General features: G+C 73.8%; 14 protein-coding genes, 1 tRNA gene and 1 riboswitch. Of the genes, 11 read left to right on the top strand and 4 right to left on the bottom strand.

Annotation, left to right across the window (positions count from 1 at the left end; all coding sequences use genetic code 11):
• Positions 1-578: 578 nt before the first annotated feature.
• A riboswitch (cyclic di-AMP (ydaO/yuaA leader) is annotated at positions 579-746 on the top strand.
• Between the two features lie 43 nt (positions 747-789).
• From RKE29_RS17075 to RKE29_RS17105, 7 genes are all read left to right on the top strand, one after another.
• Complete coding sequence (locus tag RKE29_RS17075; RefSeq protein WP_312006272.1) at positions 790-1,461, top strand: transglycosylase family protein; 672 nt, start codon at positions 790-792, stop codon at positions 1,459-1,461.
• A gap of 220 nt (positions 1,462-1,681) precedes the next feature.
• Positions 1,682-2,968 (top strand): phosphopyruvate hydratase, encoded by a 1,287-nt coding sequence (eno, locus tag RKE29_RS17080; protein ID WP_312006273.1) that lies wholly within the window; start codon positions 1,682-1,684, stop codon positions 2,966-2,968.
• A gap of 280 nt (positions 2,969-3,248) precedes the next feature.
• Positions 3,249-3,740: a septum formation initiator family protein gene (locus RKE29_RS17085; RefSeq protein ID WP_312006274.1), complete on the top strand. Its 492-nt coding sequence runs from the start codon at positions 3,249-3,251 to the stop codon at positions 3,738-3,740.
• 116 nt (positions 3,741-3,856) lie between these two features.
• Positions 3,857-4,513, top strand: coding sequence for a DUF501 domain-containing protein (locus RKE29_RS17090; protein WP_312006275.1), 657 nt, complete (start codon positions 3,857-3,859; stop codon positions 4,511-4,513).
• A complete protein-coding gene (locus RKE29_RS17095) occupies positions 4,510-5,520 on the top strand; it encodes a Ppx/GppA phosphatase family protein (protein WP_312006276.1) in 1,011 nt (336 codons plus the stop codon). Before RKE29_RS17090 ends, RKE29_RS17095 begins: the two co-directional genes overlap by 4 nt.
• Before the next feature lie 621 nt (positions 5,521-6,141).
• On the top strand, positions 6,142-7,527 hold the full coding sequence (locus RKE29_RS17100) for an NAD(P)/FAD-dependent oxidoreductase (RefSeq protein WP_312006277.1): 1,386 nt from the start codon (positions 6,142-6,144) through the stop codon (positions 7,525-7,527).
• Positions 7,528-7,926: 399 nt separating this feature from the next.
• Positions 7,927-9,246, top strand: coding sequence for a cyclopropane-fatty-acyl-phospholipid synthase family protein (locus RKE29_RS17105; RefSeq protein WP_312006285.1), 1,320 nt, complete (start codon positions 7,927-7,929; stop codon positions 9,244-9,246).
• Between the two features lie 164 nt (positions 9,247-9,410).
• Here the strand turns inward: RKE29_RS17105 and RKE29_RS17110 are convergent, their stop codons facing one another.
• Together RKE29_RS17110 and RKE29_RS17115 are read right to left on the bottom strand one after the other, a co-directional pair.
• Entirely contained in the window at positions 9,411-11,948 is a 2,538-nt protein-coding gene (locus RKE29_RS17110) for an FtsX-like permease family protein (RefSeq protein ID WP_312006278.1), read from the bottom strand.
• A gap of 137 nt (positions 11,949-12,085) precedes the next feature.
• Positions 12,086-12,868 carry an ABC transporter ATP-binding protein gene (locus RKE29_RS17115; RefSeq protein ID WP_312006279.1) on the bottom strand — a complete coding sequence of 261 codons (783 nt, stop codon included), beginning with the start codon at positions 12,866-12,868 and terminating at the stop codon, positions 12,086-12,088.
• 464 nt (positions 12,869-13,332) lie between these two features.
• On the opposite strand from RKE29_RS17115, the gene RKE29_RS17120 reads away from it, so the two are divergent.
• The 3 genes from RKE29_RS17120 (at position 13,333) to RKE29_RS17130 (ending at position 16,289) form a co-directional block, all read left to right on the top strand.
• Positions 13,333-13,415 (top strand) — tRNA-Leu (locus tag RKE29_RS17120).
• A 390-nt stretch (positions 13,416-13,805) separates the two neighbouring features.
• A complete protein-coding gene (locus RKE29_RS17125) occupies positions 13,806-15,005 on the top strand; it encodes a helix-turn-helix transcriptional regulator (protein ID WP_312006280.1) in 1,200 nt (399 codons plus the stop codon).
• A gap of 393 nt (positions 15,006-15,398) precedes the next feature.
• The gene (locus tag RKE29_RS17130; protein ID WP_312006281.1) at positions 15,399-16,289 is read left to right on the top strand and encodes a Bax inhibitor-1/YccA family protein; all 891 of its coding nucleotides are present in this window, start codon (positions 15,399-15,401) and stop codon (positions 16,287-16,289) included.
• Positions 16,290-16,573: 284 nt separating this feature from the next.
• Here the strand turns inward: RKE29_RS17130 and RKE29_RS17135 are convergent, their stop codons facing one another.
• Entirely contained in the window at positions 16,574-16,804 is a 231-nt protein-coding gene (locus RKE29_RS17135) for a DUF4287 domain-containing protein (protein ID WP_312006282.1), read from the bottom strand.
• A gap of 142 nt (positions 16,805-16,946) precedes the next feature.
• Between RKE29_RS17135 and RKE29_RS17140 the strand changes: the two genes are divergently transcribed.
• Positions 16,947-17,288 (top strand): hypothetical protein, encoded by a 342-nt coding sequence (locus RKE29_RS17140; protein ID WP_312006283.1) that lies wholly within the window; start codon positions 16,947-16,949, stop codon positions 17,286-17,288.
• 236 nt (positions 17,289-17,524) lie between these two features.
• On the opposite strand, the gene RKE29_RS17145 is transcribed toward RKE29_RS17140, so the two are convergent.
• Positions 17,525-18,691 (bottom strand): hypothetical protein, encoded by a 1,167-nt coding sequence (locus RKE29_RS17145; protein WP_312006284.1) that lies wholly within the window; start codon positions 18,689-18,691, stop codon positions 17,525-17,527.
• Positions 18,692-19,029 lie beyond the last annotated feature (338 nt).

Consider the following 19,029-nt stretch of genomic DNA (forward strand, 5'->3'; position numbering starts at 1 on the left):
CCGCCGCGACCGCCGTCTCCCGCCGCGCCCGCCGCGCCCCCGCCGGGCGCGCCCGTCTCCGCAAGCCCCCGCCCGGCAGCCCGGTCCCCCGCCCCGCACCCCCGGTCAACCCACGCGACTGACGAGCCGTCGCGGAAATGCCCGCCGCCCTGAGGCCCCGTCTGCTCCACCTCGCGCCGGAGACCTTCGCGCGCCTGAGGGTCCGTCACGACCGTCGAAGGGCCGGGCGGGCCGGGCCCGGCCCGCCCGGCGCGCGCCGGAAACCGGCCCCTGCCACGTCCGCGCAGGTCAGCGGCCTACGCGCCGCCGAAGAGGGTGGAGAAACATCCCTCTGTGTCCGCATTTGATCTCGGTGAGACAAAGCTCTCGTCGCCACCTCCCGGCGTGTCTCGCGCCCAGGCGCCTGTCAATAGCTCCTGACCTGCACCGTTGTGCCCCAACTCCGTGCAGGTCCGGGTGACTCCACACGGATGACGGTGTTTGAACCTCATCGTCTCGTGTGTTTAACGTCTTGCCGCTCGCCACCGCGGGCACCGACGACCGCCACGCCGAATCCTGCCGGCGGTCGCCGGGCAGTCGACGCGCAAGCGCCCAGGCAGGAGCGGGGGAACCAGGTAGGCGCCGACGGACCGTCAGACCACGGGCCGTCGGCTAGGGGTGAAGCCGCGTGCCGCGAGGCACCGGCCGGGCTAGCTCACACAGCCCGAACCCGACAGCTCACCTCGCAGGCGTCGGTGAGGAAACGAAGCATGAACACGTCCAAGGGGAAGCNCGGTGAGGAAACGAAGCATGAACACGTCCAAGGGGAAGCATCGCCGTCCGTCCAGGGCCACCCGGATCGCGGCACTCGTCGGCGTCGCCGGCGCGGCCGTGGGGGTGCCGCTCGCCGCGGCCGGCACGGCGTCGGCCGCCACCGTCTCGCAGTGGGACCAGGTGGCTCAGTGCGAATCCGGCGGTGACTGGTCGATAAACACGGGAAACGGCTACTACGGCGGCCTCCAGTTCTCGTCCCACACCTGGTCCGCGTACGGCGGCACCTCGTACGCCCCGACCGCCGACCAGGCGACCAAGGCCCAGCAGATCGCGATCGGCCAGCGGGTGCTCGCCGCCCAGGGCCGCGGCGCCTGGCCGACCTGCGGCGTGGGGCTGACCGCCGGCGGCGGCACCACGGTCGACGGGCCCGCCCAGCGCACGGTCCGGAAGAAGACCGCGCGGGCCGACCGGCCCGCCGTGACGAGCGCGAAGCGGCACGGCGGCGGCCACGCGCGGCCGAAGCGCACCGCGCCGCACCGCCTCGCGCGGGGCGACGGCGAGTACACCGTGCGGGAGGGCGACACCCTCGCCACCATCGCCGAGAAGCACGGCGTCGAGGGCGGCTGGCAGAAGCTGTACGAGCGCAACAGGGACATCGTCAGCGACGCCGACCTCATCTACCCGGGCCAGCGCCTGCACCTGCGCTGACGCTCGCCCGGTCCCTCCGGACCCGCCCCGCCGGGCGGGTCCGGAGGGCGGGGCCGCCGCCCGGTGCGCCCCGGCACGTATGTGTGACGTTCTGCATGCTCCCCGTGATCCGCGCCTTTCCGGGGCATCCTGTCTTGCGGTGCGGGCATCGGCAGGCGCGGCCCCCGGGGGCCGTTAGGCTCGTCCTGCCGGACCCCAGACACATACGAAGGAGACCCTCGTGCCGTCCATCGACGTCGTCGTAGCTCGCGAGATCCTCGACTCGCGAGGCAACCCCACGGTCGAGGTCGAGGTCGGCCTCGACGACGGCAGCACCGGCCGTGCGGCCGTCCCGTCGGGCGCCTCGACCGGCGCCTTCGAGGCCCTCGAACTCCGCGACGGGGACAAGGGCCGCTACGGCGGCAAGGGCGTCGAGAAGGCGGTGCTGGCCGTCATTGAGCAGATCGGCCCGGAGCTGGTCGGCTACGACGCCACCGAGCAGCGCCTCATCGACCAGGCGATGTTCGACCTGGACGCCACCCCGGACAAGTCCTCGCTGGGCGCCAACGCCATCCTCGGCGTCTCCCTCGCCGTCGCGCACGCCGCGTCCGAGGCGTCCGACCTGCCGCTGTTCCGCTACCTGGGCGGCCCGAACGCGCACCTGCTGCCGGTGCCGATGATGAACATCCTCAACGGCGGCTCCCACGCGGACTCCAACGTCGACATCCAGGAGTTCATGATCGCCCCGATCGGCGCGGAGTCCTTCTCCGAGGCGCTGCGCTGGGGCGCCGAGGTCTACCACGTCCTGAAGAAGGTGCTGAAGGAGCGCGGCCTGTCCACCGGCCTCGGCGACGAGGGCGGCTTCGCCCCGGACCTGGCCTCCAACCGCGAGGCCCTGGACCTCATCCTGGAGGCGATCAAGGTCGCGGGCTACACCCCGGGCCAGGACATCGCGCTGGCGCTCGACGTCGCCGCCTCCGAGTTCTACGACGAGGGCACGTACACCTTCGAGGGCAAGAGCCGTACGGCCGCCGAGATGACCGAGTACTACGCCGAGCTGGTCGACGCCTACCCGCTGGTGTCCATCGAGGACCCGCTGTTCGAGGACGACTGGGAGGGCTGGCAGACCATCACCGCCCAGCTCGGCGACCGGGTGCAGCTCGTGGGCGACGACCTGTTCGTCACCAACCCCGAGCGGCTGGCCCGGGGCATCGAGGAGGGCGCGGGCAACGCGCTGCTGGTCAAGGTCAACCAGATCGGCTCGCTGACCGAGACCCTGGACGCCGTCGAGCTGGCCCAGCGCAACGGCTTCAAGTGCATGATGTCCCACCGCTCCGGCGAGACCGAGGACGTGACCATCGCCGACCTGGCCGTCGCCACCAACTGCGGCCAGATCAAGACCGGCGCCCCGGCCCGCTCCGAGCGCGTGGCCAAGTACAACCAGCTGCTGCGCATTGAGGAGATCCTCGACGACGCGGCGGTGTACGCGGGCCGCTCCGCCTTCCCGCGCTTCCGCGCCGAGCGGTAGAGCCGTCCGGTAGCCGTCCGGCCCACCGGCCGCGGAGGCACCGGGCAGCCGCCCGCCCCGCCTGCCGCACGTCCCCGGCCGCCGTCCCGTACGGTGGCCGGGGACGCCGTCGCCTGGCGCACCGCCGGGCCCGGCGGCACCGAGTGGCGCCGCGCGGCGCGCGCCCGGGCGCGCGTACGGTACGTACAGTACGACGTTCGTACGCCCCGTACGCGCCGTACGCATCGCCGTCCCGCGCGGGTACGGCTCACGCACGCAACTGGCACCGGGGAGGCGCGACGTGGCGGCGGAACGGGATCGGTTCTCCACCGCGACCAGGCTCAGGGCGCTGGGCGAGCACGCCGCCGCCCGCGTCTACCGGGCGCGGGCGCGCCGCCGCGGCCGCCTCACCGGCCGGGCGGCCCTGCTCGCGCTCGTCGTGTGCTCGCTGGTCGTCGCGCTCGCCTACCCGATGCGGCAGTACGTCGCCCAGCGCTCGGACATCGCCGACCAGCGGCGCCAGGCCGAGCAGGCGCGCGAGGACGTCAAGCGGCTGCACGACCTGAAGGCCCGGCTGAAGGACCCGGCGTACGTCGAGCAGCAGGCCCGCGAGCACCTGCACTACATCCGGCCCGGCGAGACCGGGTACACCGTGGTGGACGGCAGCGGCGACGCGCCGCGCACCGCCGACCAGGGCGCGGCCGACCGCCCCTGGTACCGCAACCTGTGGGACGCGGTGGACGCGGCGGACACCGGCAAGCGCCCGCCGCGCGCCCCCGACGCCCACCGCTGACCCGGCCCGCCGTCCCGCCCGGCGCGGCGGGCCCGTACGCCGCGCCCCAGCCCGCTCCGCCGCACCCGAGAAGACCCCGAGAATCCCCGAGAGACCCCGAGAAGACCCGCCTGCCCATGAAGACCCCGCCCCCCGCGACCGAGCACACCGCGCCCACCGACGCGGACGTCGCCGCGGTCGCCGAGCAGCTCGGCCGCGTGCCGCGCGGCCTGCGGGCCGTGGCGCACCGCTGCCCCTGCGGCCACCCCGACGTGGTGGAGACCGCGCCGCGCCTGCCGGACGGCACGCCCTTCCCGACGCTGTACTACCTGACCTGCCCGCGCGCCGCGTCCGCGATCGGGACGCTGGAGGCGGAGGGCGTCATGAAGGAGATGACGGAGCGGCTGCGCACCGACCCGGACCTGGCCGCCGCCTACCGCGCCGCCCACGAGGACTACCTGGCCCGCCGCGACGCGGTCGAGGTGCTGGCGGGCTTCCCCAGCGCGGGCGGCATGCCCGACCGCGTGAAGTGCCTGCACGTCCTGGTCGGCCACGCGCTGGCGGCCGGGCCCGGCGTGAACCCGCTGGGCGACGAGGCCCTGGCGATGCTGCCGGAGTGGTGGCGCAAGGGCCCGTGCGCCCAGCTCACCGAAGGCGAGGTCCCCGGAGGCGAGGTCCCCGAAGGCGCGGGCCAGCCAGCCCAAAGCCAGCCAGCCCAAAGCCAGCCACCCCAGGGCCGGGCACGTGCGGGCCAGGCGCCGGAAGGCCCGGCGTCCGAAGGAGAGACCCGATGAGCGCCCCGGACCCCGAGTCCCCCGCCGCCCCGGCCCCGGCCCCGGCCCCCGCCGCCGTCCGCGTCGCCGCGATCGACTGCGGCACGAACTCCGTCCGCCTGCTCGTCGCCGACGTCGACCCCGCCGGCGGCGGGCTGGCCGAGCTGGACCGCCGCATGCGGATCGTCCGGCTCGGGCAGGGCGTGGACCGTACGGGCCGGCTGGCGCCCGAGGCGCTGGAGCGCACGTTCGCCGCCTGCCGGGAGTACGCGCGGGTCATCCGCGAACTGGGCGCGCAACACGTGCGGTTCGTGGCGACCTCGGCCACGCGCGACGCGGACAACCGCGAGGACTTCGCGCGCGGCGTGCGGGAGATCCTGGGCGTGGCGCCGGAGGTGGTCAGCGGCGAGCAGGAGGCGGAGTTCTCCTTCACCGGGGCGACGCGGGAGCTGGCGGGCGCCGCGCACGTGGCGCCGCCGTACCTGGTGGTGGACATCGGCGGCGGCTCCACGGAGTTCGTGGTCGGCGACGACCGGGTGCGCGCCGCCCGCAGTGTGGACATCGGCTGCGTGCGGATGACCGAGCGGCACCTGCTGAGCGGCGGCGAACTGTCCGATCCGCCCACCGCGGAGCAGGTCGCGGCCATACGGGCGGACGTCGACGCGGCGCTGGACCTGGCCGCGGCCACCGTCCCGCTCGACCGGGCCCGTACACTCGTGGGGCTGGCCGGGTCGGTCACCACCGTCGCGGCCGTCGCGCTGGAGCTGCCGGAGTACGACTCCACCGCGGTCCACCACTCGCGCGTACCGCTGGAGAAGGTCCGCGAGATCACCGGACGGCTGCTGACGGCCACCCACGCCGAGCGGGCCGCGATCCCGGTGATCCACCCGGGGCGGGTCGACGTGATCGCCGCGGGCGCGCTGGTGCTGCTGGCCGTGATGGAGCGGACCGGGGCCGCCGAGGTCGTGGTCAGCGAGCACGACATCCTGGACGGGATCGCCTACAAGGCGGCGGAGGACGCCGGGTAGCGCCCGCGCCGCCGCGCGCGTCCGGAAACCGGCCCGTCGCCGAGACGTCCGGCACCGGCCGCCGGGCGCCCCGCGCGGGGCCTCGCCGGGCCCGCCGGACCCGGACCGGGCCGCCCGCGGCCCGCCGCGCCCGGTCCCCTTCGGACGGGCCCCGTGGCCTGGCCGGACCGCCTGCCGGGACCGCGCTGACGGCCCCTCGGACCGGGCCCCGGCGCTGCCGCCGCAGGCCGGCGGCGCCGCCGTCACGGTCCCGCCGCGGCCCGCCGCGAAAAACTTCGTGAAAAGCTTCACATGAAAAAGTGGCCGGAGGTCCGGAATCCGGAGCCGCCGCCGAGCCGATCCGCCCCCTTTGTCCCGCCGGGCCGTCGAATACCGGCCTTCTGTGAGGCATTCGCCACGCTGGTCTGGGCACAGTGGTCTACTCATGAGTATCCTTACGAGCGCAGATCAGGGCCGTAGCCGCCATGCCCTGTCGCTCCCTGGTTCGTTCCCGCCGCGCCGTCCGCCGGCGCGTGCCCGCACCCAGGCCGCCTCAGCGGCGGCGGAGTGTAGCAGACCGCCTGCCGACCCTTGTGAAGGGGCTCACGAGCCCACCCGTTCGGGGTGCTGGATACTCAAACCATGAGCACCACGGAGCGTCCCAGGATCCTCGTAGTAGGCGGTGGGTACGTTGGCTTGTACGCGGCGCGCCGCATCCTGAAGAAGATGCGGTACGGCGAGGCGACCGTGACGGTCGTCGACCCCCGCTCGTACATGACGTACCAGCCCTTCCTCCCCGAAGCTGCCGCGGGCAGCATCTCCCCTCGCCACGTCGTGGTCCCGCTGCGGCGCGTGCTCCCCAAGGCGGAGGTGCTCACCGGCCGGGTGACGTCCATCGACCAGGACCGCAAGGTCGCCGTCGTGCAGCCGCTGGTGGGCCAGACCTACGAGCTGCCGTTCGACTACCTGGTCATCGCGCTCGGCGCCGTCTCCCGCACCTTCCCGATCCCCGGCCTGGCCGAGAACGGCATCGGCATGAAGGGCGTCGAGGAGGCCATCAGCCTGCGCAACCACGTCCTCGAACAGCTCGACAAGGCCGACTCCACCACCGACGAGGAGATCCGCCGCAAGGCGCTCACCTTCGTGTTCGTCGGCGGCGGCTTCGCGGGCGCCGAGACCATCGGCGAGGTCGAGGACATGGCCCGCGACGCCGCGAAGTACTACCCGAGCGTGCGGCGCGAGGACATGCGGTTCGTCCTCGTCGACGCCGCCGACAAGATCCTCCCCGAGGTCGGCCCCAAGCTGGGCCAGTGGGGCCTTGAGCACCTGAAGAAGCGCGGCGTCGAGGTCTACCTCAACACCTCCATGAAGTCGTGCGTCGACGGCCACGTGGTGCTGGCGAACGGCCTGGAGGTCGACTCCAGCACCATCGTGTGGACCGCGGGCGTCAAGCCCAACCCGGCGCTGGCCCGCTTCGGCCTGCCGCTCGGCCCCAAGGGCCACGTCGACGTCGGTGCCACCCTCCAGGCGCGCGGCACCGACTACATCTGGGCCGCGGGCGACAACGCGCAGGTCCCGGACCTGGCCGCGGGCGAGGGCCACTGGTGCCCGCCGAACGCGCAGCACGCGCTGCGCCAGTCCAAGGTGCTCGGCGACAACGTCATCTCCGGAATGCGCGGTTTCCCGCAGCGCACCTACAAGCACGCCAACAAGGGCGCCGTCGCCGGGCTCGGCCTGCACAAGGGCGTGGCGATGATCGTCCTCGGCAAGACGAAGATCAAACTCAAGGGGCGGCTCGCCTGGTACATGCACCGTGGCTACCACGGCCTGGCGATGCCCACCTTCAACCGCAAGATCCGCGTGCTGGCCGACTGGACGCTGGGCCTGTTCCTCAAGCGCGAGGTCGTCTCGCTCGGCGCGATGGAGCACCCGCGCGAGGAGTTCTACGAGGCGGCGGCGCCGGTCACCGCGGCGGCCGCGTCCCGGCAGCAGTCCGGCAGCCCGGCGGAGCGCGCCAAGGCCTCCTGACACCGCGTCCGGCAGCAGAGGGCGTCCGCCGATCCGTGGGGCGGACGCCCTCAGCCGTGTCCGGAACCGGCCCGGGACTCCCCGGTGGGCCCGCGTGCCCGTACGCCCGGCCGGGCGTACCCACGAGGGGTACGGGCCCGGGGTCTCCCCGTGAGGGGTACGGGGCCGGGGTCTCCCCGTGAGGGGTACGGGGCCGGGGTCTACCCACGAGGGGGTACCCACGACGGGGTACGGCCGGGGGGTACCCATGAGCGGTACGGGGCCGCTGTCTACTCCCCGGGGGGCCTTTTTGCCGATTCCCAACGTGTCGGCGGGACTGCGCGCGCACTTCTGTGATGTTTACGTGATGAGTAGATCGTCAGCTGACCGCTCTTGCTCGCCATCACGGAGGTGTGCTTCATGCCCGACGCCGCCGAACGGCTCGCCGCGCTCGCCCAGGACCTGCTCGGAGCCCCGCTCCCGGTCCGGATCCGCGCGTGGGACCGCAGCGAGTCCGGCCCGCCCGGCGCGCCCACCCTGGTCGTCAGCCGCCGGGCCGTACGCCGCGCGCTGTGGAAGCCGGGCGAGCTGGGCCTGGCCCGCGCGTGGGTGGCGGGCGACCTCGACATCGAGGGCGACCTGTACGAGGCCCTGGAGTCGATGGTCGGCCTGCTGTGGGAGCGCGGGGAGTCCACCGCCCGGCCGTCCCGGATCACCGCCGCCCGCGAAGCGGCGCGCGCCCTGCGCGACCCGCGCACCCGCGCCGCGCTGCGCCGGTTCGCCGGGCTCGGCGGCCTCGGCCTGCCGCCCGCCCCGCCCCGCGAGGAGGTCCGGCGGCGGCGCGGCCCGCTGCACACCCTCCGCCGCGACAGGCAGGCCATCAGCCACCACTACGACGTGGGCAACGACTTCTACGAACTGGTGCTCGGCCCGTCGATGGTCTACTCGTGCGCGTACTGGGACGGCCCGCACGGCACCCTGGAGGACGCCCAGCGCGCCAAGCTCGACCTGGTCTGCCGCAAGCTGGCGCTGCGGCCCGGCCGGCGGCTGCTGGACGTCGGCTGCGGCTGGGGCTCGATGGTGCTGCACGCGGCCACCGGGTACGGCGTCCGGGCCACCGGCATCACGCTGTCCGAGGAGCAGGCCGCCTACGCGCGTAAGCGGGTCGCCGACGCCGGGCTCACCGACCGGGTGGAGATCCGCGTGCAGGACTACCGGGAGACCGCCGACGGGCCCTACGACGCGATCTCCTCGATCGGTATGGCCGAGCACGTGGGCGCCGCGCGGTACGCGGAGTACGCCGCGGTGCTGCACGCGCTGCTGGCGCCCGGCGGGCGGCTGCTGAACCACCAGATCGCCCGCCGCCCGGCGCCCCGTGAAGAGGCGTACCACGTCGATGAGTTCATCGACCGGTACGTCTTCCCCGACGGCGAGCTGGCCCCGGTCGGCCGGACCGTCGCGCAGCTGGAGGACGCCGGTTTCGAGGTGCGCGACGTGGAGTCCATCCGCGAGCACTACGGGCTGACGCTGCGCCGCTGGGTGGCCAACCTGGAGCGGCACTGGGACGAGGCGGTGCGGCTGACCTCGCCGGGCCGGGCCCGCGTGTGGCGGCTGTACATGGCCGCCTCCGCGCTGTCCTTCGAGCGCAACCGGATCGGCGTCAACCAGGTCCTGGCCGTCCGCACACCGCGGTCCGGGGAGTCGGGGCTGCCGCTGCGCACCCGCGACTGGCGCGCGTAAGGCCCGTACCAGGACGGAAACGCGCCAACACGGCGACGGACCGCGGCGGGAACGGACCGAGGCGGAAACAGGCCAACACGGGAACGGGCCGCCGGGGAAACGGGCCGCCGCCCGCCCTCCGGAAGAGGAGGACGGGCGGCGGCTTCGGGCTGATCCGAAGGCGGTCACTCCGCCTTGATGGCCGACAGCATGTTCAGCTTGGCCGCGCGGCGGGCCGGCCACACCGCGGCCAGCACGCCGACCAGGGCGGCCAGCAGCAGGAACACCAGCATCCGGCCCCACGGCATGACTATCTCGTACTCCGGCAGCGCGTCGCCGATCAGGCGGCCGGCCGCCCAGCCGAAGAAGGCGCCGAGGGCCAGGCCCAGCACGCCGCCGAAGACCGAGATCACCAGCGACTCAAGCCGCACCATCCGCTTGATGCCGCGCCGGTCCAGGCCGATCGCCCGCAGCATGCCGATCTCCTGGGAGCGCTCGAAGACCGACATCGCCAGGGTGTTGATGACGCCCAGGACGGCGACGATCACGGCCATGCCGAGCAGCCCGTAGAGCATGTTCAGCATCAGGGTGAAGAAGCTGGCGATGTCGTCGGACACGTCCTGCTTGTCCTGGACCTTGATCGCCGGGTTGTCGCCCAGCGCCTTCTCCAGCTTGTCCTTGGTGGCGTCGGTCGCGCCGCCCTTGGTCTTCACCAGCAGCTGCGAGTCGTCCACGGTGATCATGTGCGGGCTGAGGGTGGCGTTGTCGATCATGACGCCGCGCATCAGCTCGTTGCCGTCGTAGATCCCGGCGACCCGCAGCCGGCCCTTGCTGCCGTCCTCGTAGGTGACCGACAGCGTCGACCCGACCCGCCACGCGTGGTCGTCGGCCGTGTCGTCGTCCAGGATCACGCCGTCGCCGCGCAGGTCGCGGAAGGAGCCCGCGGTGAAGTCCAGGTTGACCAGGTCGCCGATGGTGCTCGGGTTGACGCCGGTCAGCGTCTCCTTGGCGCCCGCGACCCGCGCCGGGGACATGCGCAGCGCGCTGGTGGCGGTGACCTCCGGCTGCGCGGACAGCGTCTTGTCCACGTCGGTGGACAGGTCGCGCGTGCCGTCGAAACCGCCCATGCTGACCACGTAGTCGGACTTCAGCGAGTCGGTCGCCATCCGGTCGATGGCCTTCTGGAGGCTGCCGGCGATCACCGTCATGCCGGTGATCAGCGTGAGGCCGATCATCAGCGCGGAGGCGGTGGCGGCGGTACGGCGCGGGTTGCGCACCGCGTTCTGCCGGGCCAGCTTGCCGGAGATGCCGAACCCGCGCAGCAGCGGCCCGGCGGCGGCGATCAGCGGCCGGGACAGCAGCGGGGTGAGCACGAACACGCCGATCACCAGCACGCCCGCGCCGAAGCCCATCGCGGTCTTGCCGTCCTCCATGCCGGTGCCCGCGATGACCAGCAGGGCGCCGGCCCCCGTCAGGATCGAGCCGAGGGTGTTGCGGACCACCAGGCCCCGGGTGGTGGGCGCGGCGTGCAGCGCGTTCATCGCCGCCACCGGCGGGATCTTCGCGGCGCGGCGGCCCGGCAGCCAGGCGGCCAGCACGGTCACCACGACGCCGACCAGCAGGGAGGCCAGCACGGTTTTCGGGGAGACGACGAGCGGGCCGTCGGGCACGGTGGCGCCGGTGGCGTTCAGCAGCGAGCGCAGGCCCGCGCCGATGCCGATGCCCGCCAGCAGACCGGTCACGGCGGCGACCGCGCCGACGACGGTGGCCTCGATGAGCACCGACCGGGTCACCTGGCGGCGGCTCGCGCCGACCGCGCGCAGCAGGGCCAGCTCCTTGGTGCGCTGGGCGACCAGCATGGTGAAGGTGTTGGCGATGATGAACACGCCGACGAACAGCGCGATACCCGCGAAGATCAGCATGCCGGTGCGCATGCCGCTGGTGCCGTCCTTGATCTCCTGGGCCTGGTCGTCGGCGAGCTTCTGCCCGGTCTCGGCCTCCGCGCGGGCGGGCAGGATCGTGTCCACGGCCGACTTCAGGGCGGCCTGCGAGGTGCCGGCGGCGGCCTTCAGGTCGATCTGGTCGTACTGGCCGGGCTTGGCGAACAGCCGCTGCGCGGTGCCGGTGTCGAACAGCGCCAGCGTGCCGCCGGCGGCCACGTTGCCGTCGTCGGTGGTGAAGACGCCGACCAGCTTCTCGGTGCGCACGGGGCCGTCCACGGACAGCCGCACCGAGTCGCCGACCTGGTAGTCGCCGCGGTCGGCGCTCTTGGCGTCCAGCGCCACCTCGCCCTCGCGCCGCGGCGCCCGGCCGGAGGTCAGGTCGTAGCGGTCGTCTTTTCCGTCCTTGCCCGGGAAGTAGTTCGAGCCGTTGTTCTCGAACCCGTTGCCGAGCAGGTCGCCGTCCTTCTCGGCGATGGCGGTGTAACCGGTGACGGTGCCGGTGGCGGACGCGGCGCCGGGCAGCGCCGCGGCCCGGTCCAGCAGCTGCTGGCTCAGCCGGGGGGCGTCGCCGGGCGCGGCGGGGTCATCGTCGTCGTCGGGCTGTATGGCCACGTCGACGTTGGACAGGCCCTTTTCCGAACTCTTCTGGTAGGCGTCCGAGATCGTGTTGGTGAAGACCAGGGTGCCGGAGACGAAGGCCACGCCGAGCAGGACGGCGAGCACGGTCATCAGCAGCCGGGCCTTGTGCGCGAGCACGTTGCGCAAGGCGGTACGGAACATGGTTTCAGGTCAGTCCTGGTAGCGGAGGCGTGCGGGCCCGCGGCCCGGCGCCGCGCCCGGTGGGGCCGGCGGGGCTGGGGCCCGGCAGGGGGCTGGGGTGAGACGCGTGCGGCGCGTACGTCCGAAAGTTCCGGCGGTCAGCTCGTACGGCCCTTGGCGTCGAAGCGCTTCATACGGTCCAGGACCGCCTCGGCGGACGGGTTGTGAAGCTCGTCCACGATGGTGCCGTCGGCGAGGAAGATCACGCGGTCGGCATAGGAGGCGGCGACGGGGTCGTGGGTGACCATGACCACGGTCTGGCTCAGCTCGCGCACGGAGTTGCGCAGGAAGCCCAGGACCTCGGCGCCGGAGCGCGAGTCCAGGTTGCCGGTCGGCTCGTCGGCGAAGATGATCTCCGGCTTGCTGGCCAGCGCGCGGGCCACGGCCACGCGCTGCTGCTGGCCGCCGGACAGCTGCGCGGGCCGGTGCTTCAGCCGCCCGGACAGGCCGACGGTCTCCACCACCAGGTCCACCCAGGCCTTGTCAGGCTTGCGGCCCGCGATGTCCATGGGCAGCGTGATGTTCTCCAGCGCGTTGAGCGTGGGCAGCAGGTTGAACGCCTGGAAGATGAACCCGATCTTGTCGCGGCGCAGCTGGGTGAGCTTCTTGTCCTTCAGCGAGGTCAGCTCGGTGTCGCCGATGCGGGCCGAGCCGCCGGAGACGGTGTCCAGCCCGGCCATGCAGTGCATGAGGGTGGACTTGCCGGATCCGGACGGGCCCATGATCGCGGTGAACTCGGCCTGCCGGAACTCGACGGAGACGCCGTTCAGGGCGACCACCTTGGTCTCGCCCTCGCCGTAGACCTTGGTGAGGCCGGTGGCGCGTGCCGCTGCCACGGAGGGGCGGACGGCGGTCCGGGGGCCGGAGGGAGTGGACGTCACGGTACGGGGCTCCTGTCGTGAGGCGCTGGGCTTGGCTTGCCGTCGGGAACTCGGGCGGCCCGACCCCCCTGGGAGGCCCGCCGCTTGAGAACGCCTCCTATGGTCCCGGTGGATCCGGGCCCCCGGATCAGACCCGGCTCCGGTTCTCGACCGGGACCCCAGGCGTAGGGAAGTGGGACCGGTGTCCTCCTTGGGTATGACAGTGACGCGCCCAATGGACGATGAGATTGCGTCATTCCCGCCCCGGGGGGCCGAGGGGCCCCGGGGGGACTCCGGTGGGCGTACCGCACGTACGGCACGTGTCGTCGCACGGAGCACTTGCTGATGGACCCTCAGTTGCCAATAAAATAAGACAACCTCGGGCCATCGCTCGGCTGTTCGGGGGTCCGCCCCCGGCTAGGCTCGTTCTGCTCTCCTATGGGGAGGGCCGTACGTACGCACCTCGTACGACCCAGGGAGCCGCTGCCCGGATGGTGGAATGCAGACACGGAGAGCTTAAACCTCGCTGCCCTTCGCGGGCGTACCGGTTCAAGTCCGGTTCCGGGCACCCCCATGGACGCCACCGCCGGCCCCTCGGGCCTCGGCGGGCTGACTGTCCAGGGGCGCGGGGGCGCGGCAGAACGCCAGCCGTGCGGACCGTACCAGGCTACCCACGGTAACGCACGCGGGGGTGTACGAGGGTCCACGGGCGGGCGGAGGTCCGGGACGACCTCCGCCCGACCGGGGACGAACGGATCCGGTTCATGCCGGCCGGGCCTGGGCCTGGCCCGAAGCGCGCCGACCCCACTCTTCGCAAACTGGCGCAAATCGCACGGCCGTGGCCGTGCGACGCCCACTATCGGGTTATCCCTGACTGACCGCGGCCGCCGCCCGGCCGACCAGGAGTACCGTTCTGAGTCGTCCGGCTGAGTTGTCCGGATCGGAACGGGAGTTGGGCATGGCGCACTCTGCCGACGAGCACACGGGCGCCCGCATCAAGCGGCACCGGAAGGAACGCGGCCTCACCCAGCACGGCCTGGCCCTGCGCGCGCACGTCTCCCACAGCCTGATCTCCAAGGTCGAGTGCGGCCAGAAACCAGCCTCCCCCGCACTGGTGGCCGCCTGCGCCCGCGCGCTCGCCGTCACCCCCGCCGACCTCCTCGGCCAGCCGTACGCCGACGAGTTGCGCCGCGACCGCATGGACGCCCTCGTCCAGCCCATCCGGGTCGGCATGGAGAACTGGGACATCCCGCACGACTGGGAGACACCGCCGCGCCCGGTCCCCCTCATCCGCGAGGACATCGGACGCCTTCTCGTCCAGCGCCGCAACGCCGACCTCATGGACATGGCCCGGGACCTGCCGGCGCTGATCGACGAGTGCGTACACGCGGTGCACGTCACGAGCGGGGAGGAGCGGCGGCAGGCCCACGAGTGCCTGGCGTGGGCGTTCCGCTGCGTGTTCACCCTCGCGTGGGGGCTCGGGTACCACGACCTGGCGATCGTGGCGCTCGACCGGGTCGCGGCGGCGGCCCCCGTCGCCGACGAGCCCGGGCTGCCGGCCATGCACGCCTACCTGCGGGCGCAGACCGTGATGGCCTCCGGCCGGTACGAGGTCGGGCTGCGGGTGGTCGACCAGGCTCTGCGCGACCTCGACGGCCAGAACGCGCGGCGGCCCGGGGGGCTCCAGGCCATGACCGGTGTCCTGCTCCTGCGTGCCGCCGTGCTCGCGGGCAGGGCGCAGGACGCCGATCACGCCGACGCCCGGCTCGACGCGGCGCGGCGGCTCGCCCGGGAGACGGGCGAGCTGAGCGACTACGGCGTGGCGTGGGGCCCGGTGAACGTAGGGGTGCACGCCGTCGCCATCGCCTCGGAGCTGGACGAGTACGGACAGGCGATCGAGCTGGCCCGCGAGGTGCGGCTGCCCCAGGGCTACGACCGGGCGCGCGCCGCGCACCACTGGATGGACGTGGGCCGCGCCCACACGTGGGCGGGCAACCCCACGGAAGCGCTCGCGTCGCTTCAGCGCGCTCGCCGGATCGCGCCCCAGCAGACGAGGTACCACCCCACGACGCGCGAGTCGGTCATCGCCCTGAAGGGGGTCGGCCGGGGGCGTATGAGCGGCGAGCTGGCCGACTTCGCCGCGTGGGTGGGCGCATAGCACAGTCGGCGCGGCACCGAATGCACAGGTACGTGCACGTCGTGAGACCCGTGGGCACGGCCCTGGGCCGGACCCGGGCCGTCCGGAGACCAGGCCAGGGCGGGCCGCCGCGGCCCGGGGCGCCCAAAGGCCCCCGACCCCGCGGGTGCGGACCCCCGCCCGGCAAGGCTGACGCCAGGTCAGCCCGAGCGCCCGGCCGCCAGCCGGAACGGCCCGCGTGGCCGGGGGCGTATGGGCACCGTAAAGACCGGGCAGGGGCCACCCGGCAGGGGCGGATCGGCCTCGCGCATGCCTCGTATGCGTGAAAAGATCCTCCTCGGGCACGAGGGTGCTTCTTTTGCCTACCGATTACCCTTGACGCAAGGTCGCGCAGTGCGGCCATGGAGGAGTGAGATGAGGAGCAGCAACCCGGTCTTCTCGCGACGGGGGTTCAGCCGCGACGGCGGCTACGCGGGCTTCGGCGCGGCGCCGCAGGCCGGGGGTCCCGCCGCCGCTCAGGGTAACCCGCACGCGGGCGGCAACCCGTACGCCCAGCAGGCGCCCACGAACCCCTACGCGCTCGGTGACCACAACCTGACGCCCGAGCAGCTCCAGCAGATGTACGGCGCGCCCCCGGCGGGTGCGCTGCGCACCGACCGCATGACGATGGACGACGTCGTCATGCGCACCGGCATCACCCTCGGCACGGTGATCGTCGCGGCGGTGGCCGCGTGGGTCGCCGACCTGCCGGTGGGGCTCGGCTTCGCGGCCGGGCTGGTGGCGATGGTGCTCGGCTTCGTCCAGTCGTTCAAGCGCACGGCGTCCCCGGCGCTGATCCTGGCGTACGCGGCCTTCGAGGGCCTGTTCCTCGGCGTCATCAGCCAGGCGTACAACGACCGCTGGTCCGGCGCCCCGATGCAGGCGGTGCTCGGCACGATGGCCGTCAGCGTCGGCGTCCTCATCGCGTACAGGACCCGGCTGATCCGGGTCAACGCGCGCTTCCAGCGCTTCGTGATCGCGGCCGCGCTCGGCTTCCTGCTGCTGATGGTGGTCAACCTGCTGTTCGCCGCGTTCGGCGGCGGCGACGGGCTCGGCTTCCGCAGCGGCGGCCTGGGCATCGTGGTCGGCATCGTCGGCGTCCTGCTCGGCGCCGCGTTCCTGGCGATGGACTTCAAGCAGATCGAGGACGGCGTGCGGTACGGCGCCCCGCGCCAGGAGTCGTGGCTGGCCGCGTTCGGCCTGACCCTCTCGCTGGTGTGGATCTACCTGGAGCTGCTGCGGCTGATCGCCATCTTCAGGGACTGAGGTACGTAAGGCCGCCGGGCTGTCGGCGGCGGGTCCGGTCGGCGCGGCGCCGGCCGGACCCGGCGGCCTGGGCGCCGGTCGCGGCGCGCGCGTGACGAACGCCCGAGGCCGGAGGCACGGAAAGGGCCCGTGGAGGCGGTGATCGCCTCCACGGGCCCTTCGCCGTGTCACGCGACGGCGTGGCGTGGTCGTGGTGCGGTCGTGCGGATGGTGTTCGTCGGGTGTCCCGTTCGGCGGGTGCGCGCCCGTGCCGGGAGGCGGCCGCCCGGCCGCCGGGGGCCGGGTCAGAGCAGCTTGCGGGCGGCCCGCCTCAAGTCGTGCTCGTGGATGATCGCTTTCGCGTGGCCGTACGCGAGCTTGTGTTCCCCGCGCAGCCAGCTCACCTTCTCCTCGAAGCGGAAGAGGGCGGGCCCCTCGTCGACGGTGCGCAGCCAGTCGGCGATGTCGCGGCCGGTGCACTGGGGGATGCGGGCGAGCATGTTCCGGTGGATCTCTGCGGAGAAGACTTGGGACATCGGCGCCTCCGGACGCGTCCGTTGCCGGGCCGCTCCTGCGGCCCAGGTGTGGTCCTTCAGCTCACCGTGCCTGAGTGTTCGCCTGTTGGCAACACTCGTGCGCTAACGCCTACGCTCCGTAAATGACCGATATGGAACCCATATGGATGACGTGACTCCGCTGTTCGTGGCCGTTGACCGGCTCGTCGACCGGCTGCGCTCGATGCCCCTGCACCGGATGCGGCGCGGCCCGGCGGCCGAGGGGCTGGCGCTGGCGAGGGAGTTGGCGGTACGGGCCCAGCGGCTGGAGGAACCGGGCCGGCCGCCGCGGGTGATGCCGGAAGTAGCGGAGTTCACGGTCGCGGACCAGGTGGCGGTGGCCGGGCACGACCTGGCGTACGCGCTCCAGCGGGCGCCGGGTGGCGGCGGGGGAGCGGCCGGGGGCGGCGGCGTCGCGGAGGCGGTGCGGCTGGTGGCGGAGGCGGCCGCCCGGTGCGGGGTGTGACGGCGGGCCGGTGCCAGGCGTGACGGCGGGCCGGTGCCCGTGTGACGGCGGGGTCGCGTGTCGCGGCGTACGCGGCTTCGGGGTGCTCGGCCGCGCCGGCGTCCGCGCGGTGGGGGCGCCCGGCGGTCGTGGGCGGGCGCCCGGTTCGGCGCGGGTGGCTCGGGGGCGTGCGGCCACCGGCTTCCGGTGGCCGACGTGTCCTGACTCCGCGGCTCCGGCCGCGGGACGCCCCGCGGTTACAGCGAGGCGATGACCCGGTCCGCCAGCACGTACACGCTCTCGTCGCCGCAGCCGAAGGTGAGCGCGAAGCCGCCGGAGACACCGGACCCGCCCAGCAGCACCACCGGCGCGGTGCCCGTGCGCAGCGCGGCGGCGAGGCGGTCGGCGGTCTCCTGGTGGCCGGGGGTCATGCAGACCGTGGTGCCGTCGGAGAAGACGTAGACGTCGAGGGTGCCCAGCGGGCCGGGGCGGACGTCGGTGAGCGGCGTGCGCGCGTCGGCCAGCCGGGTCAGCCGGGTCACCGTGCGCTCCTGGTCGGCGACGGCCGGGGCGGGGTGGAAGTCCGGGTGCGAGGGGTGGCGGCGGCGGGCGGCGGCGAGCGCGGCCGCGTCGGTGGCCTCGGCGTCGGCGGCCAGGGCCGGGTCGGGCTCGGGGCGGGTCTCGGACTCCGCGCGGGCGTCCGGATCGGCGGCGCGGGCGTGGGCGGGGGAGGCGCCGGGCGCGGGCGAGTCGGTCGGCTGGCGGGCCTCGGCCGACTCGCGCGCGTCCACCGCGTCCCGCACCGCCTCGTGCGCGGTCGCGGACTCCCGGCCCGCCTCGCGGACGGCGTCTCCGGCCGCCGTGGCCGGGCTCGTGCCCAGGGCCGGCTCCACGCCGCCGAGGTCGGGCTGGCAGGGCACGTACGGCAGGCCCTCGAAGGGGACGTCCAGCGGGGTGTCCTCGCCGGGCGCGGGCAGGCCGCCGAGCAGCGAGTGGGCGTCGGAGGCGGCGGAGGCACCCGTGGCGTCCCGCGCCTCCTGCGCGGCCCAGAACGCGCGCGCCTCGGCCAGCTCCCGCTCGCGCTCCTCGGCGAGCGCGTCGGCGACGGCGGCGCGTATCTCGGCGATCCGCACCTCGGTGACCCGTCCCTCGCCGCTGCGCGTCTCTCCGGTGCGGGGCTCGCCGCCGCGCGCCTCGGCGGCCGGGGCGGCGCCCGCGCGGGGCGCGGGCAGGGACTCCGCCCGGCCGTCCGCGCAGCCGTGGGCCGCGGACGTGGCGGCGTCGGCGGTCTGCGCCGCGTCCGCCAGCTCCGAGCGCAGGCCGGCGATCTCGTGGCGCAGCCCCCACGCGGTGCGCAGGGCGGCGGTACCTACGGCCGCTGCGGTGCCCGCGGCCAGGAACAAGGCAAGTTTGGAGGCGCTCACTGAGGTACTCCCGGTTTCAGGTGAATCCACAGAATTCCTACCTCAGCTTTGCCGCTCCCGTCTCCCCCCTTGTCAGGGGAAAATGTGACCAACGTGAATAATCGGACGGGCGGCAGGGTCGGTGCGTGCGCCCCATACCGGCTCTGACCTGAGAAAACAGGGCTCCCCCGGGACATAGGTCACATCCTGGGGGAGATTCGGTCACGACTGGTACGCCGCCCGCTGCGGAGCGCTCGCGCGCGGGTGCGCGCCGCGAAAACGCGAGCCCAAGGCGGTCCGGGCGCGGCCGGGGGCGGGTGCCGCGCGGCGCACCGCGCGGGCGCCCGGCGCGCACCCGG

Origin of the sequence: Streptomyces sp. B1866, assembly GCF_031932565.1 — a bacterium.
Taxonomy (GTDB): domain Bacteria; phylum Actinomycetota; class Actinomycetes; order Streptomycetales; family Streptomycetaceae; genus Streptomyces.